The organism is Actinobaculum suis (assembly GCF_900102025.1).
GTDB lineage: Bacteria > Actinomycetota > Actinomycetes > Actinomycetales > Actinomycetaceae > Actinobaculum > Actinobaculum suis.
Genome location: NZ_FNAU01000004.1, coordinates 84807 through 107232 on the forward strand (window position 1 = coordinate 84807; position 22426 = coordinate 107232).

Sequence of the window (22426 nt, forward strand, 5' to 3'; positions counted from 1 at the left end):
GATCTAAGCCGCGCTAAAAGCACTAAGCACCGCGAAAGGCGCTTAACACCGCGAAAGCGCTAGCTCTTACCAAAAAAACGAGCATAGCGTGCGGCGCGGCCGGGAAGTATAAATATGCGGCGCGGCTGGGAATAATTCCAGCCGCGCCGCACATTTTTATCTTATTTCCCGCGTTTTTTGTTTTGGTTTCCCGCTGGTTTTAGTTTTCCTCTGCGGTTTAGTTCCCCGCGGGCCCCTGGCGCACCGGGTTTTAGCTCCCGCGGGTCCTAGTGCCCCGCGGTTTTAGTTCACCGGGGATTCGGTGAGCGTGACCTGTACGGTTTCTTGCTTATTCGTATTGCCCCGGATGAGGGAAACCTCGATCGTATCTCCCACCTTCTTGCCGCGAATATACTTGGCAACATCCGAAGCATTGGTGAGCTGCTTGCCGTCAACCGCGGTAATCACATCGCCGCGTTCAATACCGGCAGCTTCGGCGCCCGAACCGGCCGTTACCGACTGTACTGCCGCCCCGTTTTGCGTTCCCACAATGGTCACGCCTAGGGCCGCATTCCGGCCGATCTGCACGGTGCCAGATTCATCGCCCGCGCGGATCTGCTCCACCACCTTCGTAACGTCCCCGATTGGAATCGCCCAACCGAAAGCCGTTTCGGAAGTCTTCCCCAGATTGCCGGCAGTATTCATGCCGACGATTTCGCCGTCGGAATTGAAAAGCGGCCCACCCGAGTAGCCGGGCACAATATCAGCAGAAGTACGAATCATGCCGGTGAGCTGTTCGTTCGTACCGCCACCTTCATCTTGTACTTCCACGTTTTCGTCGATGCCGGTTACCTTGCCGGCCAGCGCCGTTAAGTAGCCTTGCCCGTTTCCGTTCCCCACGGCAACGACGTCGTCTCCCAAACGCACCTGCGAATCGGAAATTTTCACGGTGGGCAGGTCGTGTGCGTCCTGGAGTTGCAGTAGCGCAATATCGCGCTTTTCGTCGTGCCCGATCACTTCCGCTTCATAGGTTTTCTGGGTGGTGGGTACCGTTACGCGCACCGAATTTGAACCCATCACCACGTGGTAGTTCGTGAGCACCTGGCCGTCCGCCGTCAAAATCGAACCGGTACCGGCACCTAGCCCCGCGCTCAAAGTGGTGTTAATGAGTACGACGCCGGGCGTTTCCACCCGCGTGCCCTGATCGATCGGCGTGCCCCCATTGCGAGTTTCGGGCTCATAGTTAGGCACCGGCATGTACGGATCTACCGGGTTGCCATTGGAAGGGCCCCACTGGTGCCCGTCGATGCCGGAATCAGGTAGCTGGTGGCCAGAACCGTCCGAAGGGTTGAGCCAGCCTTGGGAAGAATCTTGGCGTGAGTTACCCAACCCGAAATAGCCGAGCCCGGTGCCGGCCAGCAAAGCTAACACCATGCCAATCACAATGAGCAGCGCCGTAACGCCCTTCGAAGGTCGTTTCTTTTGCGCCGCCGGTGCACCCATACCCGCATAATCTGGATAGCCATAACCGTACGGAGTGCCCTGCTGTCCCCAGGTGGAATTCGGGTTTTGCCACTGCGGGCCGCCGCTCCACGGATAAGAACCGCGGTAATCAGCTCCGGAATTGGTGCTGTGGTAATAGGCACCGGGCTGGCCGTAACCGGAACCTTGGCCATAACCAGAGCCTTGGCCATAACTGGAACCTTGGCCGTAACCGGAACCTTGGCCGTAACCTGAACCTTGGCCATAACCGGAACCCTGGCCGTAACCGGAACCGTAGCCTTGCCCATAGCCGCTGCCGTAACCGTAAGTAGAGCTGTGGCCGTAGCTAGTTCCCGGCTGGGTGCTGCTGGCGTTGGCAGGAGATGAAGCAGAACCGCCAGTGTTGCCGCTACCACCTTCCTGTGGGCGCTGGTTACCTGAGTTGTTCCAGCCGGCATCGGATGGGTTCGATGTGCTCATTCCTTCCTCCTTGCCTTCGGGCAAATTATGCTAATCAACCTGCTAAAACTGCGCGCGGCGGTATTACGAGCGTAATCGCCGGCGCCAACGAGATACAGTGTTTTCCTCCTAACTGAAAGTTATCTGGAAGGAAACCAGAAATATACAAAGTGAGATAATAATATTTAAATCCAGCTGGAAAGCCACATATGTGCCTGCCAGAACCAGCGCGGCACCGTCATTCCCGTCCAAATTGGATACCAGAAAGCCGCGAAAAGCACAATAACTACTGAGGTCGCGGCGAAGATACGGCGCCCGCGCGGAGTAATGGTAACGGGCGCGGTCACTTCCCGTGCGGGAAGAGAACCAGTGAGGAACGCTATTCCGTAGGTGAGGGCGAGTACCGTAAAGGGGAGAAGCGCGACGGCGTAGAACTGGAAAATTGTGCGATTGGCGTACAAGAACCAGGGCAACCAGGTAGCCGCATAGCCGGCGAGGATCGTCCACGCCCGCCAGTCGCGCCGCCAGAAAGCGCCGAAAAGCACGACGCCGAGTGCCAGGACGGCTGGCCACCACACCGCAATATTTCCGATAGAAGTAATTGCTTCCACGCATTCATGGCCTTGCTGGCACACTTGCCGCATACGTTCGTCGTCGCTCCCTACCCAATAGAAAGAAACTGGGCGCAACTGGAGTGGCCACTCCCAGGCTTGCGACATATACGTATGCTCTGAAGAAAGATGGGTGTGGAACTCCATCATCTTCGCGTGGTAGGCGAGCCAGTTATTGAAAGCTTGGGGCAGGAAGGAAAACTGCGGGGCGTGATAAGCCTGCATATCGGCCGCTACCTGCGCGGGCGTCCAGGAACGCATAAATCCGTGGGGGTTGGTAAACCAGGGCAACCAGGCCGCCAAGTAGGTGAGCAGGGTGGTGGGGACGAGCCACAAAAAAGCGGGGAGACCTTCCCGGAAAATGCCGGCACTGAACCAGCGGCGCACGCCAACGCTACGCCGGGCCTCGCAACCCCACGCGAAAACGAGGATGCCGCCTACCGCTACCGCATAAAAACCGGACCATTTCACGCCGCAAGCCATCCCGAACAGCAGGCCGGCAACCAGCAACCAAGGGCGGCAGAAAACCGCCGGGCCCCAGGCACTAGCCGGAGAAAACTGTTCCGAATCGGGCCCTAATTCCGCGGTTTTAGCGGCAGGCACTAATTCCGCGGTTTCGGTGGAAACAGAACTATTATGCGCGGGCGCGGCGGCGCGCGGTGCCGGGCAGCTGGTTCGTTCTTGTTTCCCCGCATCAGAAGCCGGGGCAAGCGGTACCGAAAGCGGTTTGCGGCGCAGGGGTGAGCGGGCCACACGCTGGGCCAGGGTGGCGCGCGTGGCCTCACGATCGCGCAGAATCGCCCAGAAACCGGCGAGAATAAAGAAGGCCAAGATGTTATCTAGTAGCCCGGTGCGGGAAAGCACAATCCCCATACCATCTAGGGCCATCGCTAGGCCCGCAAAACCGGCGAGGGTAGGGGAGCGGAAGAGCCGCAAAGCTACCCGCACCAGCAACATCACGGCAAAAACCCCGATGAGCGCGGTAGCAAACCGCCACCCGAAAGCACTCTGCTGTCCAAACAGGGCTTGCCCGGCTGCCATTATCCATTTCCCGAGCGGAGGATGTACTACATAGTCGCCGCCGGTTTGCTGCATGGAATAATCACCGGCGGCAAAGAGCGCATCATTTTCGGTGCCGCCCTCCCAATCGGCTTCGTAGCCGAGCCGCAACAAAGAATTCGCGCCCTTCACATAGTAGGTTTCGTCGAAAATAAGTTGGTGCGGGTGGGCCAGGCCCACAAATCTGACTAACGCGGCCACCAGGCCGGTGGCGAGCGTCACCAACCAGCCGGCCCGCGCTTGCGCCCGGGGTAACAGGCGCTGCCCCGCCCCCGCGATTCCCAAGCGACCGCGCAGACTGTTCTCAAAGTGACCGGCGGTAATGTGTGGCAACTGCACAGTTTGCGGTTGGGGTACGGATGAATCCGGTGTACTTGCGGTGGGTGTACTTGCGGGCATGTTCGCGCTAGGAGCAGTACTTGCGGCGGGCGCGTTTGCACTGGACGCGTTTGCACTGGGCGCGTTCGCGTTGGATGCGTTCGCGTTGGAGGCGTTCGCGTTGGAGGCGTTTGCGTTGGGCGTGCCGGCGCCGGTGTTAGATACGCCCGTGCGCGGCATGCCTGCACCGGGCACGGAAGCAGGGTTTTGCTCTTGGTGGCTCACGTCAGGATTCTATCGAGCTACGCCAGGTTAGGGGTGAACCGCACCCGGCGCTTGCCCAACCACAGTGTGCGCATGGCGCCAGTTCTGGCCCGCTTAAAGCGTGTGGTTAGTACCGGTTCTGCTGTGCTTCGTATTGTGCATGGCAAGCAGGCAATCCCTTTGACCCAGTGTCAACAAAGCAAGGGTAGTCCCGTACCCGTTTACACTGGGGGGCATGGATATGCGCGAAACCGGAAAACTTGTGGTGGCGGGAACTCCTATAGGTAACGACGCCGATGCCAGCCCGCGGCTTTTGGCAGCTATGGCCGAGGCGGATGTGATCGCGGCGGAAGATACGCGGCGGTTCATGAATCTCGCGGGTCGCTTGGGGGTGCAACCATCCGGCCGTGTGCTTTCCTATTTTGAGCACAATGAATCCGAGCGCGGGCCGCAACTCATTGCGGATATTGAGCAAGGTGCTACCGTCCTGCAAGTTTCTGATGCGGGAATGCCCGCGGTTTCCGATCCGGGCTACCGTTTGGTAGCGCGCGCTCGGCAAGCAGACCTTCCCGTGGAAGTAATACCGGGCCCTTCCGCGGTACTCACCGCACTGGTAGCGAGCGGGCTTATGAGTGACAGGTTTACTTTCGAAGGTTTCTTGCCGCGCAAAGATGGCGAACGCCAAGCCGTATTACAAAGGCTACAGGGCGAGGAACGCACCATGATCTTCTTTGAATCACCGCGCCGCCTGCCCGCCACTTTGCAAACCCTGGCAACAGTTTTCGGAGAAAGCCGGCAGGCCGCGGTATGCCGCGAACTAACGAAAACCCATGAAGAAGTAGTGCCGGGAGAGCTGGGCTTTTTGGCCGAAAAGTTCGCGGGGGAAGTGCGGGGAGAAATTGCGCTGGTAGTAGCTGGTGCAGACCCGGCCGAAAAAGCCGCACAATTACAGCCGGCCGCAGTGGCCGAAGTGCAAGAACTAGCCGCGCTCGGGGTGCGGCTAAAAGACGCTGCCGCCTTTATTGCCCGGCACACAGGCCTGCGGAAAAACGAACTTTACCGGGCCGCGCTCGCGGAGAAATAACGCGAAATAACGCCCGGCCACGGAGAGAAAACGCCCGTCCGCGAAAAAATAACGCCCGCATACATGAAAACCCGGGCCGGAAACGCGGGTGCGCGTTTCCGGCCCGGGATGCGGGTAAAACTAGGCCATGCTATTTCTTGCCGTCGCCATCCGGGTTGAGCGGATCTACCTCAATATCGGAGAAGTCGAAATCGGCTTCGGAGGCCTCGGCGGAAAAGTCGGCATCGAGGTCGATGCCTGCTAAGGCTTCGTCGAACTCATCGCCCAAGAGGGCTTCGAGTTCATCATCAAATTCCTCTACCGCGCCGCTATTAATAGAGATAGGGGCCTCGGCATCGTCACCAGTTTCTGCGGCGGTTGCGGCCGCGCCGGCGGCCACAGAATCTGCAGCTGGCTTAGCCCTAGCCGCAGTATCCGTAGCTGCCGCGCTCTTAGCCTCAGGATCCGTAGCCTCCGTGCTATTAGCCCGGGAATCTCCCGCCGGGTGGGCGGTTTCTACCGGATCATCAATGCTGGGCAGATTGCGGGCGGATTTTTCAAGCTCGGCAAGGATTTCGTCATCCTTATTCCGCTCTGTTTTCTGGTAGTCCAGCTGGAAGTCCTCGTTGAAATCGTCGAAATCATCGTCGTCGTACACTTCGTATTCATCACCAGCGTGAATCGGCATCCGTAACCCGCCAGCGCTGGAACGAATTGGGAAACGCGAGGAAAACTCGAAGTCTTCATCCTCATCCTCGGGAAGAAGGCGATCTTCCGGTTCTACATAGAAATCAAAGGCGTGGGAAGAATCAATTTGTTCCACCCCTCCTTCATCCATTTCGAAGCGGGCCAGCACGCCGAGCTCTTCGGAGGTAGGAACCGTCAGGTCGGAAAAGACCCGAGTTTCAAAGCCGCGCCGCCGCGCATCCAAAGCCGTGGCCTTCACGCAATGAGATTCCGCAATGCCCACGATGTCTACATACTTGGTATCCAGATCGCGCAGGATTTCTTCCAGGGAATCACCCACGGAATCTTTCCCATCGAAACCGGAATATCCGGCCGAATACTGGCCTTTCTTCACGTACACGTCGATGGGCAAAGAAGCAATGGCATCATGCAACTCCGCCTCTTCCGTGCCGGCCACGCCATGCGGCGGCCAGGAATCTACATAGTCCGGATTATCGGAAAAATGTTTTCCGGGGTTAATATGCCAATCCTGCGTGGTGAGGATGAGATCATATTTATAGGCATTGTTCGTTACGAAGTCAGCAATTCTTTCCGCTACCGCGTTTCCACCTTCGACGCCGAGGGCGCCGCCTTCGCAAAAGGTTTTCTGCACGTCCACGATGACGAGTACTCGAGAATCCTCAATCATTATTCTCTCTCCCTGAATAGCGGGGTGCGGCCCTCTCACCAATAACTTACCTAATACGAATCAGGGCCGGCGCCGTGATTCTATCGTGAAGCTCCGCCCGGGGCCAAGGGGCGATAAAGCCAAACATACGCAAAACCATGCCAGTATGCACGCGCCGAGGCAAATTCGTAGCGGTAGCCGCTGGCTGTTAGCGGTAGCCCCTAGTTGCGCGGGCAGCTGCTTAGCGGTGGCCGCTAGTTGTTGGCGGTAGCCGCTAGATGCGGCGGGGGCGCCGCGGGAAAGGTGGGCGCCGTTCGTCGGAGGGGCGCAAACCAAGGAGGCCTTCTCCGGCGGCTTTGAGTTGCGCGGAAGTTTCTTCCGGATCGCCATGTACCACGACGACGTCCCGCGGGTACGCCTGCCCTCCTGCCTGCACGTGGCGAAGCCGGCGTTGTTGCGCTGCCGCTTCCGCCGCGCGTTCTGCGGCCGCCAATTGGGCCGGATCAGGCCCCGGGGAAACCCAATGCGGCCGCGCGCGGCGCGGCAAATGTAAAGAGGAATTAGCAGGCATGGCCTCATTCTAAAGAACCGCCATCAAAAGACCCTGGGACGCCCAAACTCCGAATGTGATTTAGCTTGCGCGTTTGGTGGAGCTTTACTCTGCTGGGAATACTAGTGCCCCGAGCCGAGTAGGCTTAGGGGTATGACGCATATTCTTTCCGCGGTTGCATGGCCGTACGCGAACGGCCCCCGCCATATCGGCCACGTAGCAGGTTTCGGTGTTCCCTCCGATGTTTTCTCCCGCTATATGCGAATGCGAGGGGAAAACGTGCTCATGGTTTCCGGTACCGATGAACACGGCACGCCCATCATGGTGGCGGCGGATAAAGAAGGCGTAACCGCGGAAGAAATTGCGGACCGTAATAACCGCATCATTGTGGAAGACCTCGTAGCCCTCGGCCTTTCCTACGATCTGTTTACACGTACCACCACCGTTAATCACGAGCGTGTGGTGCAGCAAATGTTCGAAACTTGCCGGGATAACGGCTACATGGTGATCCAAAAAACGCCGGTGGCGATCGACCCGGATACCGGCAACACCCTGCCCGATCGCTATATTGAAGGCACCTGCCCGCTGTGCGGCAACGCGGGAGCCCGCGGGGATCAATGCGATAACTGTGGCAACCAGCTTGACCCGCAAGATCTCATCGATCCGGTATCGAAGATTTCCGGGAAAACCCCACTTTTCCAAGAAACTGACCACTACTTCCTGGATCTTCCCGCACTGGCGGAGAGCCTGAGTACGTGGTTAGACGGCGTCGAAAAAACTGGAGAATGGCGGCCTAACGTTATTTCCTTCTCCCAGCATTTACTGGAAGACGTTCGCCCGCGCGCAATGACTCGCGATATTACCTGGGGGATTCCGGTACCCGGGTGGGAAGATCAGCCCAATAAGCGGCTATATGTATGGTTCGACGCCGTTATCGGATACCTTTCCGCCTCGGTCGAATGGGCGCGGCGGCGGGAAAAGGCCGGCCAGGGGAGCGCTGCGGATTGGCGCCAGTGGTGGAATGATCCGCAGGCCCGCTCTTATTACTTTATGGGTAAGGATAATATTGTGTTCCATTCCCAGATTTGGCCGGCGGAAATCCTGGCCTATAACGGGGAAGGGAAACGCGGCGGCGAACCGGGCGAACTGGGCCGTTTGAACCTGCCCACCCAAGTGGTGGCATCCGAGTTCTTGACGATGGAAGGGAAGAAGTTTTCGTCGTCGAAAAATGTGGTGATTTATGTGCGTGACGTGCTGGAACGCTACCAGCCGGACGCCTTGCGCTACTTTATTTCGATTGCCGGCCCGGAAACTTCGGATGCTGATTTTACGTGGGCCGAATTTGTGCGGCGCAATAATTCGGAACTGGTGGCCGGTTGGGGAAACCTCGTCAATCGGACGGCGGCGATGATCGCGAAGAATTTCGGGGAAATCCCGGAACCGAGCGAACTTGCCGATATTGATCGGGAACTGCTCGATAAGATCGAAGCCGGTTTCGAAGCCGTGGGGCAAAATATTGCGGCACACCACCAGCGTGCCGCCCTCACGCAGATTATGCGGCTGGTGGGAGAAGCCAATGCGTATGTTTCCGCTACGGAGCCTTTCAAGATGAAAGATCCGGCGCAGCGCCCGCGCCTGGCCACGGTACTGCATACTCTTGCCCAAGCGGTTTCGGATCTGAACACCATGATGAGCGTATTCCTACCGCATTCTTCGAATACGATTGACGCAGTAATGGGCGGGGCAGGCGATATCGCGCCCATGCCGCAACTGGTAGAAACCACGGATTTGGATTCGGGGAAGGCGTATCCGATCATTACTGGCGATTACACCAATCCGCGGCCGTGGAAGCGGCAACCGGTACAGGTAGGCACCCCAATTTCCAAACCGAAACCGGTGTTCCAAAAGCTGGATCCGGCCGTGGTAGAAGAAGAACTGGAAAGGCTGGGCCTGGGCGAAGAGGATGAGTAAAAAGAAATCCAAGCGGCATATTTTTCCGGATATTCCGGAACCACTTCCATACCCGGTGGTAGATAACCACACGCATATTACGGTGACCGGTGATCCCAACCGGGAAGACGGCACCGGGGAAGACGGCACCGGGGAAGACGGCCGGCCCCTAAGCGGGGCAGAACAAGTGCGGCGCATGGAAGCTGCCGGGGTGCGGCACGCGATTAGTTCCGGGTGCGAGATCGGCACGCTTCGCGGCACCGTGGAATTGGCCCGTGCTTTCCCGCAGTACATTAGCGCCGCGCTGGCAATCCATCCGAATGATGCGGCCTTGCATGCGGGAGTAACCGAACCGGGCCCGGATGGAATCGTCCACGGCCAGAATGCGGATCACTTAGCCTACAGTTTGGAAGAATCTGTGGCCGCGGTTGCCGAACTTGCCCGCACGGAAGAATGCGTGGTGAGCATTGGCGAAACCGGGTTGGACTATTACCGTACCGCGGAGGCCGGGAAGGCCGCCCAGCAGGAATCCTTCCGCATGCATATTGCCTTGGCAAAGGAACTGGATTTGCCGATGCAGATCCATGACCGGGAAGCCCACGCGGATGTGATCGATATTCTGCGCCGGGATGGTGCTCCTGCTCGCACGGTTTTCCACTGCTATTCGGGAGATGTAGAAATGGCTCGCATCCTGGCCGAACAAGGCTGGTATGCGAGTTTTGCCGGCAATGTTACCTACCCGGCAAACACGGATTTTCGGGCGGCTTTGCAGGAACTACCTGCTCACCTCGTGCTTGTAGAAACCGACGCCCCATATCTGACGCCGCTTCCTTGGCGCGGGCACCCGAACGCCCCCTACGCGGTGGCCTACACCGTGCGTGCCACCGCAGAATATCGCGGCTTGGCACTAGATGTGTGGTGCCGCCAGCTCGATGCTAATACCCGCGAGGTATACGGCATCTAAAGCTCGCGCGGTACTAACGCGCGGTACTAACGCGCCGCGGATTGCAGCTTTGCGGCGCGGGCCAGGGCCACGATTTGCGCGAACCCGGTAACTATGAGTACGCCGGCACCTACCACGTAGACCCAAAAGCCCCACCCGTAAGCCGCACCGAAATCAATGGTGAGGCGTACGGCGTCGGCTCGGCAGAAAGCAAGGAGCGCCCCTGCCAGCACCGCGCCACCCAGCGGTACCAGTACCGCCGCAAGCGTGCTAAGCCTGCCGCGATAGAAAGCGAAAACGGCACCGATTATGGCCGCCACTATGCCGGCGAGCGCGAGGAGGAAGGGGAGATCGGCGTCCGTATATATAAGGGTGGAGAGAAGGGTTTCTTCCGCGGTGCTACCCGCGTCTACTTGCCCGGTGAGTACCGGGAAGGTAAACAGCCCTATCGCTAACAACACGCCAAAGCACAGGTTGAAGACGCCGATACCGCGGGCCACGCGCGCGGTTTTGTTTTGCACCGGTGGGGTGGGTATGGAACCGTAAGGTGGGTAGGCTGGATAGCCTTGCGCGGGGAAAGCTTGGTTTGTACCGGGATAGGCCGGGCTCGGATAGGCCTGCGGGCCCGGGTAGGCCTGTGTGCCCGGGTAAGACTGTGGACCTTGATAGGACTGTGGGCCTGGATAGGTGGTCTGGCGCGGATGCGCCGGGTTAGCGTAAGCCTGAGCCTGAGGGGCTGAGGTCGGGCTGGTTGGCGTGGCACTTTGCCCGGATTCGTGCGGCTGGGACTCCGAATTGCTCATAGGAATAAATCTAGAACACTCCGCTTCCAAAATGCCGGAAGTTCGCTTGTTGATCAGCTCGCTTGTTGGACTCACCACGGGCAGTAGCCAGAAGGTCACGATTTGATTACAATCGATCTCGATTCGTTATAAATCCGAGATATTTCGGGTGGATCCGGCCGGGACCTAGTGGCAAAAACCGCTCCTAGAAACGGCGATTCATAGCTCGCAGAGCCCTAATATCTAGCATCTACGCAGTTAGATAGCCCAGAATGAACGGATTTGTAGAAGGTTCGAGAAGGGGAAAGCTTTGGGACGTCACGGCGGGGAAAACTCCAGTATTTCCGAACGGGTGGCTCGGTCGATGGCCGATGCTCCGAAGCCTGGCACGCGGCGTGCGCTGATTCTGGCCGAACGGGAAGCGCAGGAAGCGGCAGCTATCGCGGCTACGCAGATTGCGAAAAACACCTCCACTTTCGCGCGGGTAGGAACCACGGCTACCAATGTTCCCAGCTCGCTCCTGGCGCGCTCTACCGCAGCATTGGCTTCCGTCTTGATTGCGGCCCCTACCGTGGCTTTCGCCGCCGGTACCATGGGTAATACCGCGCAGGCGGCTACCGATAATCAGCCTGATCCGGCCCAAAAAGCCCATCTTTTGGCCGCAAATAACGCTGCCAAAACTGTTACTTTCGTGTTTGATGGCACCTCTAAGACCATCACCACTACGGCCCCTACTTTGCATGATGCCTTGCAGGAAGCGGGTATCCAGGTAGATGGGGACGACGTCGTCTCGCAGGAACTGGCGGCGCCCGTTACCGATGGTTCCACCGTGAATATCACCCGCGTGGAATACAAGATGGTGACAGAAGAAGTAGTGGACGCCCACGAAACCAGCGAGGTAGAAGACGCAGCCTTGCCGCAAGGCGAACGGGATGTGGAAACCGCCGGGCAGGATGGCGTTTCTGCTAACACCTACCAAATTCGGGTGGAAAACGGGAAGGAAGTTTCCCGTACCTTGCATTTCACCGCGCAAAAGCAACAGCGCGTGGACGAAGTGGTGAAGGTAGGCACGGCCGCGCCGAGTGCCCGCGAGAATACGGGTGGCAACGGTGGGGGTGCACCGAGCGGGGCAGTAGCCGTACCGGCCGGTTCGGCCCAAGAAATTGCTGCCGGCATGCTTTCTTCCTACGGCTGGGGTGGAGACCAGTTCTCCTGCCTCGTTACTTTATGGAACCGGGAATCTGGGTGGAACCACCTGGCGCAAAATCCTTCTTCGAGCGCGTATGGGATTCCGCAGGCACTACCAGGATCGAAGATGGCTTCTGCGGGAGCGGATTGGCGTACCAACCCGGCCACGCAAATCAAGTGGGGCCTGGGCTATATTCAGGGCCGTTACGGCACCCCGTGCGGCGCCCTAGCGCACTCCAATTCCGTGGGTTGGTACTAGAAACTAGCCGTTCAAAACCGGTTATAAAACTCGCTCTGAAAACTCGACGCGGAAAACTTAGTGCTGGATTGCAGTGGCAGGCCAGTGAGTGTTCTAGACTCGAGGGCGATGACTGATATCCAAGCTAAGAACGGGCAGTTGCCCGAACTCGATCTGTTAACGGCACGGGACGTGCGCGGCCTGGCACAAGTGCTCGGCTTGCGGCCCACGAAAAGCCGCGGCCAAAACTTTGTGATCGATCCGGGAACCGTCCGGAAAATCGCGCGGGAAGCCGAAGTACAAGCGGGCGAGTTTATTCTTGAAGTAGGCCCGGGCCTCGGCTCCCTTACCTTGGCGTTACTGGAACGCGGCGCCCAGGTAGCCGCCGTCGAAATTGACGAAAAACTGGCCGGCGCACTGCCGCAAACCCTCACGGTACACGGGGCCGCTCCCGATAATTTCGCGGTCACCAAAGGCGATGCACTACATTTGGCCGGCCCGCAGTCTCTCACGCTTCCCGCGGCCTGCGCGCGGGCCGGGCGGCACGAACCGGAAAAGCTCGTGGCAAATCTGCCCTATAACGTGGCAGTGCCAGTACTATTGCAGATTTTGGAACGGTTCCCCACGATTCACACCGCCGTGGTGATGGTGCAATTAGAAGTGGCAGAACGGTTGGCAGCTACGCCCGGTTCGAAAGTTTATGGTGCTCCTTCGGCGAAAGCGGCTTGGTATGCGCGGGTGCGGCGCGGGTCGAAAATCTCGCGGAGCGTGTTTTGGCCGGTACCGCGCGTAGATTCTGCCCTCGTAATCGCGGAGCGGCGCCAGCCCGGAGAACTGCAGCACCAGCTTGGTGCGGCGGAGCGTCCCGGTGCGGCGGAACATTCCGGTGCGGCGGAGTCTCCCGGTGTGGCAGAGCAACCCGGTGCGGCGGAGCGTCCTGGTGCGGCAGAGCGCCAGCTTGGAGAAACTTTGGCTGGGGAGGAAAACCTGGAGAACGCAAAACTGCGGGAAGCAACTTTTGCGGTAATCGATGCGGCCTTCGCACAGCGGCGGAAAACCTTGCGCGCGGCACTCGCAACCTGGGCGGGTAGCCGCGAAAAGGCAGAAGAAATTTTAGTGGCGGCCGGTATTGATCCGGGTGCGCGGGGCGAAACTCTTAGCATCACCGATTTCTTGCGCATCGCCCGCACCGCCGGTATCGCCCGTACCGCCGGCAAATAAAGGAGTTTTATAGATGGCAACGCCACTGATTACCGCGCATGAACTACGCCTTGAATACGCTACGAAAACTGTCTTTGATTCTTTGACGATCGGCGTGGCCGAGGGGGACCGCATCGGAATTGTGGGCCGTAATGGGGACGGCAAATCCAGTTTGTTAGGAATGCTCGCCGGCACCGTGAAATATCAGGCGGGCCGGGTTACCCGGCGCACCGGCCTAAAAATTGGCCTGCTCGCACAAGGCGATAACCTAGACCCAGAGAACAGTGCCGGGCAGGCGGTGGTAGGAGGCCGTGCGGAACATGAGTGGGCCGGCAACCCGAAAATTCGCGATATTATAACCGGGCTCATGGCTGATATTCCGTGGGATGCGAAGGTTGGTGAGCTTTCCGGTGGGCAACGCCGCCGGGTAGCTTTAGCCGCCGTGCTTATCGGAGATTGGGATGTTATCGCCCTAGACGAACCTACGAACCATTTGGATTTGGAAGGTATCACCTGGTTGGCCGGGCATTTGCGCCGCCGCTGGCCGCAAAACCAAGGCGCTTTACTCGTGGTCACGCACGACCGTTGGTTCCTGGACGAAGTATGTACCCAAACCTGGGAGGTCCACGATTCTATCGTTGAACCCTTCGAAGGCGGGTATGCCGCCTACGTATTACAAAGGGTGGAACGGGACCGCATGCGTGCAGTGGCAGAACAAAAACGGCAAAACCTCATGCGGAAAGAACTTGCCTGGTTGCGGCGCGGTGCTCCGGCACGCACCTCGAAACCAAAGTTCCGGATCGAAGCTGCCAATGAGCTGATTGCGGACGTGCCGCCGCTACGCGATTCGGTGCAGTTGCAGCATGTGGCCATGGCCCGCTTGGGCAAACAAGTAGTGGATCTGGAAAATGTGTCCGTGAGTTTCGGGGCACAGGAAGTGCTTCGCAATATTACCTGGAAAATCGGGCCGGGTGATCGCCTGGGTATTCTCGGTGCTAACGGGGCCGGCAAGTCCACCCTCTTAGCGCTTATTGCCGGGGAGCTGGAACCTACCAGTGGGCAGGTAAAACGCGGAAAAACGGTGAAACTGGGTGTGCTTGACCAGCGCTTTTCGCAGCTGCAAGAAATTGGTGGGTACCGCGTGCGGGAGGTACTTGCCCGCCATAAAACGAGTTTCCAAATTGATGGGAAAGAGTATTCGCCTGCCCAGCTTTTGGAGCGGCTCGGTTTTCGGCGCGAAGCGCTTTCCCAGCGGGTAGCTGAGCTTTCCGGCGGGCAAAAACGGCGGTTGCAGATTCTTATGCTACTGCTGGCGGAGCCCAACGTGATCGCGCTTGACGAGCCCACCAATGACGTAGATTCCGATACGTTGGCCGCTTTGGAGGAGATGCTCGATTCCTGGCCGGGCACCCTTATCGTCGTCTCCCATGATCGCTACCTGCTAGAACGCGTTACCGACCAGCAATATGCGATACTCGCGGGCACGTTGCGGCACCTACCCGGCGGGGTGGAAGAGTACGTGCGTTTGCAGGCGCAAAGCGAGAAACGTTTGCCGGCGGTTTTCGCCGCGAAAACCGGAACGACGCCGGACGGTACTGCCCCGAGCGTGCCCGGCTCGGAAACCGGGCCTGCTACCGAACCGCAACTAACCGGGGCACAAAGGCACGCCCTGGCAAAAGAAGTAGCAGCGATTGAACGTAAGCTAAATAAAACCAACCAGCAGATTGGCCGCATCGAAGAAAAGATGCTCGCCCATGACCAAAGCGACTACCAAGGCCTAGCCGAACTCACCCAGAACATGAAGGAACTCGAAGCCGAAGCCACACAATTGGAAGAACAATGGTTGGAGGCTGCCGGGAAACTAGAGTAGCGAGCGAGGAACTGTAGCCCTGAACTTCGGCAGTTCTAGAAGCACGGGGACATATTTCCGGCGCGGAGAACCCGCAGGCGGAGAACCCGGCGGCGAGGAACCCGGATACCCCAGGCGCGAGGAAGTTAATTGAAGAGGTATCTATCTGGTGAAAATTGCCTACACGTGCGGGATAAGGATTCTCCTTCTTCTGTTTCGGTGCTTACCAAATTTTGGTTCTTCTGGTTTTCCGGCCATTCGAAAATCGGGTGCCAAAGCGCTCCCTCGCTGAGGGCGTTTTCCACATAGCTTTTTTCGCTGGGTATGGCGCTGTGGTCTACTACTACGCCGAAGGATTCCACGCAGGGGATGTAAAAACCGGTGAGGTATTCGTACTGGATGCGCCACTGCTCTTCACCCCATTTTTGCGTGTATTTCGCTGCAATCGGGTATTGTGCAACACAGTTAGCTTCAGCTTTGGCCTCGGCCGATCGTTGCTCTTCCGGCGCTTCCGTGGTGAGCAACCCGCCTTCATTTTTGGCGGGAAATCCGGCTTCAGTGAGGCACGTGACCATAACGTCAGTCCACTCTTCTGAGCTGACTTCACGGATGACCGGTGGAAGCTCGCTTTCAGTCATTGCCGGTAGCGGTGGGTTTGCTGTGGATAGCGCCTGATTGACTTGGTCGAGGCGTGATTGTTTGGCGAATTCTGCGCTTACCGGGCGCGGTGCGGGAGTGAAGCTCGGTTTCCAGGTGTTGATATCACGCGGTGAAAAACTCGATGTGGTGCTGGGGCTCGAATCCGGTGGAGAGCTTTGAGCATCGCAGGCGGAGAGCGCCAAGGTGCACCCCACCATAGCGAGTATTGCGGCGCGAAGTACCCGTTGCTGCGTCATCTTGACCTCCGTATAAGGCGATGGAACCCTCTTTCGAACCGCGTTGATCGAAATAGTGAGATTAATGTAACCTGATAGTGTGCGTTCGTCAAGGTCTTCTTTTGACTAAGTATTGGTTTCGCAACGCATTAATGATGACGCTCAGAGTGGAGGTCGGATATGAAGCGAAAAATCGCTGGGATTCTTATTATCCTGGTGCTCGTTGCGGGTGGAGCTTACTGGGCCGGAGCTACTCTGAGTCGCAAAACGTTCACACCAGAACCATCTTCTACTCCCGCTTTGGTAAAGGTTTCCGAACAAACCGTGGGGCGGACGCTAGATTTGGCTGCGAGTATAGAAAGCCAGCTGGCGCCGGTGGCAGCAAACCAACTGGCGGGAGTAATTACTTGGGTCTCAGATGCCCGAGAATTTGGGCAAGGCGATCCGGTGTACGCGGTAGCCGGGGTGCCCGTCCGGGTAGTCAGCGGAGATACTCCTTTTTACCGCGAGCTAGCTCCCGGAACCCGCGGCTCTGACGTTCATCAGCTCACCCAGTTGCTGACCGATCTGGGATATCTGCGCCGGGCTGATAGCGAATTTGGTCCCGTCACCGAAAAAGCAGTGAAGGCCTGGCAAAAATCACAGGGGAGAGAAGAAACTGGCACGATACAACTGGGTGAACTCGTAGCCATTCCAAGTATTCCTACCACCCTGGTTCTTGATCGCAAGATCGCTAAACCCGGCCTAGATCTCCAGGGTGGAGAGAATATTATCTCCGCTACTACCGGTGATCCGAATGTATATCTCATGGTCAGCGAACAGCAAAGAAATCTAATCCCCGCCGGAGCTGCTGTTACTTTGCAAAATGGAGAGCAAAAGTGGCGTGTAGCAATATCAGATATGAACCAGCGGACGGAGGATGGCTTCTATAAAATCTCCCTAAAAGGCGAAGACGGCGGGCCTGCTTGCGGAGCCGAATGCGAAGGCCTTGGCGGTGGTGAAGGAGTATCTTTGCCAGCTGCGGTAGAAGTAATCCCGGCCGTAACCGGCCCCGCCGTGCCGCGCGCCGCAATTATGACCAACGCTAAAGGTGAATCTTATGTGGTGGATGAAGCTGGAAATCACATAGCGATCACGATGAAAGGGGCGGCGGAAGGCATCGCCGTCGTAGAAGGGGTGGAACCTGGTACCACTATCCGCGTGTTCGGGGAGGCTGGCGCATGAGTGAGCCCCTGAGCATGGCCTGCCAAGGCTTAAGATTTCGCTACGAAAAACACTCTCCGGAATTATTTGGTGGACTCAACCAACGTTTTGCGACCGGTACGATGACGGCGCTAACCGGTGCTTCCGGGGCTGGTAAATCTACCTTGCTGTATTTGCTAGGTCTTATGCTTACACCGATAGCCGGTGCTATTACATATCGCGGCCGAGAACTTAGTTCCTTACCGGATTCAAGCCGTTCAGAATTTCGGGCGAAACATATCGGTTTCGTTTTTCAAGATTCGGAGCTAGACGCCTTTCGCACCATCCTCGATTCAGTGCTCGAACCTGGCCTTTATGCGGGCCAAACCCGCAAAAACTTAGAAGGAAAAGCGCTCGAGCTGCTCGAAAAAGTCGGTTTGGCGCAGATCGCCGGGCAGCGGCCCACCCAGATTTCTGGAGGCCAAGGGCAAAGAGTTGCGGTATGCCGGGCCTTGGTGAACAATCCGGAGATTATTTTGGCAGATGAACCCACCGGGAACCTTGATCGGGATAATTCCAGTACCGTGCTCGACCTTTTGCGGGCAGCCAGCGAAGAGGGACGGATAGTTATTATTGCTACCCACGATCCGTTTGTAATGGCAAATTGCTCAGCAGTTCTCAATATTACGGAGGCGGTGGAAAATGCGGTGGCGTGAACTAATCCGGGAAGCGTGGAAAGACGCGCAAACCCAAAAAAATCCCCTCCCTCTTGCTTTTATTGGTTACCCTCGGTGCTTGCCTGGCAGCATTGTTGACGGCCGGGCAACAGGAAGCACAAAAAACCGTACTGGCGCAAAAACTGCAGGATCCCGCCTCACGGATGCTCGTAATCCGCGAAAAGAAAGGCCTGATCACGCCGGAGGTTTTAGCATTAGCCCAAGCAACGCGCGGCGTAGAAATAGCCGTCGGGGTAGTAAAAGTAGACGATGTTGAGCCAACGGTTCCCGGTCTGCGAGTTCCTGCTTGGACGGTCTCAAATGTGGAAGCAATCTATGCGTCAAGTCTCGGCCGCGCCCCGGAAACAGGGGAGGCCTTAATCCAAACCGGGGAAGCTGCAGAATACGGTTGGGAGGTTCCCGCCGGCGTCTTTACCGATCGCGACGGCCAAGAATTTCCCGTGGTAGGTGAGGGTGCTCCTCGCCCGGGATTTGCTTCCTTCGCGAACGGGGTGCTTATTCAGGCAGATCCGCACCCGGCGGCGTATCAAAGCTTGCATGTGCTCGCGAGTTCTTTGGAGGTGCTGCCAGATGTGCAGACAGCCTTGCTTTCCTATATTTCGGCGCAGGGCGGAGCCGAAATTTCGGTGGAGAATGCGGGCATGCAAATAGTAAGTGAGTTGACCGGTGGGGAATATGCCCGGTACGGGCAGTCGATTCTATTGACGGTTCTGGTGGCGGGCGGATTCCTCACCGCCGTCGTTACTCTCACCTACGTATTACTGTATCGGCGGATTTTGGGCCGGCGCCGCGCCCTCGGAATTACTCGTTTTGATCTCGCTTTACTCACCCTGCTACGAGTTGCGATCCCAATCAGTATCGGGGCCGCGATAGGCGCGCTGGTGGCATACACCTACGCGGCTACCCGATTGGCCACGATTCCGCTCGATTACACCGTGGCGAGCGCGCTCATCTTGGTGATTATCTCGGTGCTGGCCGCGATCGCACCAATTGCATGGGCCGTAAACCGCGACCCGGCACGAATCATGCGAACGCCCTAGAAACGCCTCCCTTAGGAGCTTTCTTCCGAGCTCCCCTCCCCGGAACGCTGCGGCTACGCCGCGTTTCCTTTCGGCTACGCCGCTTCCGTCCGGCTTACGCCGCCTGGTTTCCCTCCGGCTTACGCCCCTGGTTTCTCCGGCTTACGCCGCCTTGCGGAAGATCTGGGAGAGCTTCACGCGTTCTCCGATGCGCAAGATAGAGCGTTCGTAGATAACGGCGCCCAAGCGGCTGAGCAGAATCACGGCCAGCCCCGCCAGCGTATAGGCAATAAGCTGTTCCGACCAGCCGGATTGATTAGCACCGAACCGGATTGGCATGAAGTACTGCGAAAAGCCGGGCACGAAGGAAAGCACTTTATACCAGGTGGCATCAATGGATGATTGCAGGCCGAAAACAGCCGCGTAGAAGGGAATTAAAGCGGCGAAAATCAGGGCGGAAAGCGGGCCGGAAAGGTCTTCTTGCCGTGAAACCATGGACGCAATCCCGCCGGCAAATGCCGCCATGATGAAGTATCCGAAAACTACCCAAATGAGAATATTGAGCAGAATCGGCCAGATCCCAACTTCAGTGATTAGGCCTAAACTTGGCATAATTCCGGAAATATAAACCGCGGCCAGCGCGCCCACAATATAGGTCAGGTTAGTCACCAAAACGGCTCCGCCCACGCCGAGGACTTTTCCTAGCAACAAGGTAGAGGGTTTGACGGTAGTTAAAATAATTTCCACCACGCGGCTCGATTTTTCTTCTACCACACGTACCGGAATGCCATTCACTCCGCTCATGGTTACGAAGAGAATAATTGATGCGCCTATAACTCCTGCCGCCACGCCGAAAAAGTTTGTGTCCGCAAAAGCGGCTTTTTCGGTCAAATCGGTACTGCTCAGGCTTTCCGCGGCGAGCAGTTTGCTTTGTATGTCCGGAGAAATATTGCTTTGCCGGAGCAAGCTGCCCACGGTTGCCGCTTTCGTTATTTCAACATACTGACTGCTCGGCGCACCGCGGCTGTTGGTATACACATGAGGCACTTCCGCAGTGCCGCCGATCACCGCATCGGGAGCGTCCTCCCGCGCGAACACTTCTTCCGGGGTGGCCTCTCCCACGTTTTCCACTTCCACGCCTTGTTCGCGCAGGAGAGGTTCTAGCGGCGCGGTTTGCGTGGTTACGGCGAATTTCGTGACTTCCGGTGTATCGGCGTCGTTGAGGAGGAAGCGCCCTACCACCCCTGCGCCGAGGAAAATCGCCACCACTACGGCGATGCTAATTATGTTCGCCCGCGAAAATAAGAGGGTTCGAAATTCGCGATCGATAATAACGCGGAGCATTAGGCGGCCTCACTTTCCGGGGCGGGAGTTTCCTGTTCGATAGCGTCTTTGAAAAGTTCGGTGAGGTGGGGGCGGCGCGGCCCAAACTCGTGCAGGGTTCCTATCTGGGTAAGTGCTCGCAAAACCGCCTGGTCACTCACATTGGCGGGGAGGTTGAAAATAACGCGCGTGAGGCCCGGGCGTGCAGGTGCATCTCCGGTGCCTTCCAAAGGGTCAGGTTGGGCGGTAATTCCGAGGGTAGCCAGGGTGCTTTGTACCGTTTCTGGTGGGGCGGCGACGGCGACGGCGAGGGGCGCCGGCGCATTTCCGCGCAATTCGCTAATCGAGCCGTGTGCGAGCAACCGCCCTTGGGCCATGATTCCGACCGAATCGCACAGTCTTTCCACCAGGTCTAATTGGTGAGAAGAAAACATAACCGGTGCGCCAGCATCCGCCATGAGCCGCAACACTTCACTCATTGCGGTTACGGCTACGGGATCTAACCCGGAAAACGGTTCATCCAAAATCAAAAGTTTCGGTTCATGCACCAGGGCGGCCGCCAATTGCACGCGCTGCTGGTTCCCTAAAGAAAGTTTTTGCACCGGATCGTCTAGCCGTTCATAAACACCAAGAGTACGAGCCCATTTTTCGGCATTCTTAGCGGCCTGCGTGGTAGAAAAACCGTGTAAACGCGCAAAGTAAATGAGCTGTTCCCGAGCCTTCATTTTCGGATATAAACCGCGTTCTTCAGGCATATAGCCGATCTTTTGGCGGCGGGTAAAAGTAATTTCTTCCCCATCCCAGAGCACTTCACCGCTATCCTTCGATAGCAGGTTTAAAATAATGCGCATGGCCGTGGTTTTGCCGGCGCCATTAGCTCCTACAAAGCCAAAAATCTCGCCGGGCCGAACGTCAAAACTCAGCTCGTTGAGAACCTGATGTGAGCCGAAGCTTTTATTGATCTTGCGGAGACTTAGCACCCTTGCTCCTTGCTGTCTGGCGCCCGGTAAGGCCCTCATAGATACCGGCTAATTATAACTGAGATAAGTGCGCCATGCCACTATCTTTCATTCGTGTAGGGGTTCGATCGCATCGCTCTCTGGAGTTTTCGGAAACCGGGATTGCTTATCACGGTGCGGGGTGATGGGGTGTGGGGGTGGAGCCGCGCAGTTTTGGTTCGGTTTCCAGGCCGCGCAATCCGTCCCACACGAAATTGACTACGTGGGCAGCCAGATTTTCCTTATCTGGCACCTTCTCATCTACCCACCACTGGCCTACCTGGCCGATTCCGCCGGCGAGCATTTGCCCATAAATCGGCGCGGTACGCGGATCGATCCCGGAAGCTTCCAACATGGGAGCAATGAGTTCCGACACGATATCGGCAATGTCGGCGAGCACCGTGGAGAAAGAATCTCCCTCCAAAGTGGAAGGGGAGCGTTGCACGAGGAGCCGGAAGCCCGCCTCATTAGTTTCGATGTATTCGAAAACAGCGACGACGATCGCCTCCAGGGTTTCCCGCGCGCGTGCGTCCTTGTACATCTTCGAAAAAATGAGCTCCGAAAGAGTGGTAAGTTCCCGATCTACCACCACGTTGTAAATACCCTCTTTCCCGCCAAAATGTTCATAAACGACGGGTTTGGAAACTCCGGCCTGGGCCGCAATTTCTTCGATTGAAACGGCGTCGTACCCCTTGCGGGCAAATAGATCGCGCGCCACTTGCGCCAGTTGGACGCGCCGTTCGTTGCGCGTCATGCGGACGCGTTTATAGGGGCGGTTCGGCGCACTTTTGCCCTGATTATCCGACGTCGATTCAATTCGTGACATAGCTCTATTATGCCTAACGGGGGATTATTCGCTAGACTATGGCGGTGCGCTTCGGAACGGAAACGTAACGGAAGCGATCCGCCCTGGTGTAACGGCAGCACAGCGGTCTTTGGAACCGTATGTCTAGGTTCGAATCCTAGGGGCGGAACAAAATTTGGGTTTTGCGGAAAATCAACC

The 22426-nt window shown here is 57.5% G+C and carries 18 protein-coding genes and 1 tRNA gene; 10 read left to right on the top strand and 9 right to left on the bottom strand.

Annotation, left to right across the window (positions count from 1 at the left end; translation table 11 throughout):
* Positions 1-282: 282 nt before the first annotated feature.
* A complete protein-coding gene (locus BLT47_RS03360; protein WP_074661583.1) occupies positions 283-1941 on the bottom strand; it encodes a S1C family serine protease in 1659 nt (552 codons plus the stop codon).
* A gap of 164 nt (positions 1942-2105) precedes the next feature.
* On the bottom strand, positions 2106-4193 hold the full coding sequence (locus tag BLT47_RS09530; protein ID WP_256332510.1) for a dolichyl-phosphate-mannose--protein mannosyltransferase: 2088 nt from the start codon (positions 4191-4193) through the stop codon (positions 2106-2108).
* A gap of 214 nt (positions 4194-4407) precedes the next feature.
* Between BLT47_RS09530 and rsmI the strand changes: the two genes are divergently transcribed.
* Complete coding sequence (rsmI, locus tag BLT47_RS03375; protein WP_049620197.1) at positions 4408-5256, top strand: 16S rRNA (cytidine(1402)-2'-O)-methyltransferase; 849 nt, start codon at positions 4408-4410, stop codon at positions 5254-5256.
* A gap of 130 nt (positions 5257-5386) precedes the next feature.
* On the opposite strand, the gene BLT47_RS09535 is transcribed toward rsmI, so the two are convergent.
* Positions 5387-6610, bottom strand: coding sequence for an isochorismatase family protein (locus BLT47_RS09535; protein WP_074661586.1), 1224 nt, complete (start codon positions 6608-6610; stop codon positions 5387-5389).
* Positions 6611-6863: 253 nt separating this feature from the next.
* Positions 6864-7160 carry a hypothetical protein gene (locus tag BLT47_RS03385; protein ID WP_049620198.1) on the bottom strand — a complete coding sequence of 99 codons (297 nt, stop codon included), beginning with the start codon at positions 7158-7160 and terminating at the stop codon, positions 6864-6866.
* A 132-nt stretch (positions 7161-7292) separates the two neighbouring features.
* On the opposite strand from BLT47_RS03385, the gene metG reads away from it, so the two are divergent.
* Together metG and BLT47_RS03395 are read left to right on the top strand one after the other, a co-directional pair.
* Complete coding sequence (metG, locus tag BLT47_RS03390) at positions 7293-9110, top strand: methionine--tRNA ligase (protein ID WP_074661590.1); 1818 nt, start codon at positions 7293-7295, stop codon at positions 9108-9110.
* A complete protein-coding gene (locus BLT47_RS03395) occupies positions 9103-10053 on the top strand; it encodes a TatD family hydrolase (protein WP_074661593.1) in 951 nt (316 codons plus the stop codon). The genes metG and BLT47_RS03395 overlap by 8 nt, the downstream gene beginning before the upstream one ends.
* Before the next feature lie 26 nt (positions 10054-10079).
* Here BLT47_RS03395 and BLT47_RS03400 read toward each other — a convergent pair whose 3' ends face one another.
* Positions 10080-10835 carry a hypothetical protein gene (locus BLT47_RS03400; RefSeq protein WP_074661597.1) on the bottom strand — a complete coding sequence of 252 codons (756 nt, stop codon included), beginning with the start codon at positions 10833-10835 and terminating at the stop codon, positions 10080-10082.
* A 289-nt stretch (positions 10836-11124) separates the two neighbouring features.
* Between BLT47_RS03400 and BLT47_RS03405 the strand changes: the two genes are divergently transcribed.
* The 3 genes from BLT47_RS03405 to BLT47_RS03415 all read left to right on the top strand — a co-directional run bounded on the left by BLT47_RS03405 (position 11125) and on the right by BLT47_RS03415 (position 15310).
* The gene (locus BLT47_RS03405; RefSeq protein WP_049620202.1) at positions 11125-12261 is read left to right on the top strand and encodes an aggregation-promoting factor C-terminal-like domain-containing protein; all 1137 of its coding nucleotides are present in this window, start codon (positions 11125-11127) and stop codon (positions 12259-12261) included.
* 108 nt (positions 12262-12369) lie between these two features.
* Positions 12370-13461 carry a 16S rRNA (adenine(1518)-N(6)/adenine(1519)-N(6))-dimethyltransferase RsmA gene (gene rsmA, locus BLT47_RS03410; RefSeq protein ID WP_074661601.1) on the top strand — a complete coding sequence of 364 codons (1092 nt, stop codon included), beginning with the start codon at positions 12370-12372 and terminating at the stop codon, positions 13459-13461.
* 13 nt (positions 13462-13474) lie between these two features.
* On the top strand, positions 13475-15310 hold the full coding sequence (locus BLT47_RS03415) for an ABC-F family ATP-binding cassette domain-containing protein (RefSeq protein WP_074661604.1): 1836 nt from the start codon (positions 13475-13477) through the stop codon (positions 15308-15310).
* Between the two features lie 125 nt (positions 15311-15435).
* On the opposite strand, the gene BLT47_RS03420 is transcribed toward BLT47_RS03415, so the two are convergent.
* Positions 15436-16185, bottom strand: coding sequence for a hypothetical protein (locus BLT47_RS03420; protein ID WP_074661608.1), 750 nt, complete (start codon positions 16183-16185; stop codon positions 15436-15438).
* A gap of 159 nt (positions 16186-16344) precedes the next feature.
* Between BLT47_RS03420 and BLT47_RS03425 the strand changes: the two genes are divergently transcribed.
* From BLT47_RS03425 to BLT47_RS03435, 3 genes are read left to right on the top strand one after another with little or no spacing between them, the layout of a single operon-like run.
* Positions 16345-17388, top strand: coding sequence for a peptidoglycan-binding domain-containing protein (locus BLT47_RS03425; RefSeq protein ID WP_074661611.1), 1044 nt, complete (start codon positions 16345-16347; stop codon positions 17386-17388).
* Positions 17385-18062: an ABC transporter ATP-binding protein gene (locus BLT47_RS03430; protein WP_074661615.1), complete on the top strand. Its 678-nt coding sequence runs from the start codon at positions 17385-17387 to the stop codon at positions 18060-18062. The genes BLT47_RS03425 and BLT47_RS03430 overlap by 4 nt, the downstream gene beginning before the upstream one ends.
* A gap of 53 nt (positions 18063-18115) precedes the next feature.
* Entirely contained in the window at positions 18116-19123 is a 1008-nt protein-coding gene (locus tag BLT47_RS03435; RefSeq protein ID WP_074661618.1) for an ABC transporter permease, read from the top strand.
* A 141-nt stretch (positions 19124-19264) separates the two neighbouring features.
* Here the strand turns inward: BLT47_RS03435 and BLT47_RS03440 are convergent, their stop codons facing one another.
* The 3 genes from BLT47_RS03440 to BLT47_RS03450 form a co-directional block, all read right to left on the bottom strand.
* Positions 19265-20446, bottom strand: a complete 1182-nt coding sequence (locus tag BLT47_RS03440; protein WP_074661622.1) for an ABC transporter permease — start codon at positions 20444-20446, stop codon at positions 19265-19267.
* The gene (locus tag BLT47_RS03445) at positions 20446-21405 is read right to left on the bottom strand and encodes an ABC transporter ATP-binding protein (RefSeq protein WP_218122538.1); all 960 of its coding nucleotides are present in this window, start codon (positions 21403-21405) and stop codon (positions 20446-20448) included. Before BLT47_RS03445 ends, BLT47_RS03440 begins: the two co-directional genes overlap by 1 nt.
* Positions 21406-21553: 148 nt before the next feature.
* Entirely contained in the window at positions 21554-22249 is a 696-nt protein-coding gene (locus BLT47_RS03450) for a TetR/AcrR family transcriptional regulator (protein WP_074661629.1), read from the bottom strand.
* 77 nt (positions 22250-22326) lie between these two features.
* Here BLT47_RS03450 and BLT47_RS03455 point away from each other — a divergent pair.
* Positions 22327-22397, top strand: a tRNA-Gln gene (locus tag BLT47_RS03455).
* Positions 22398-22426 lie beyond the last annotated feature (29 nt).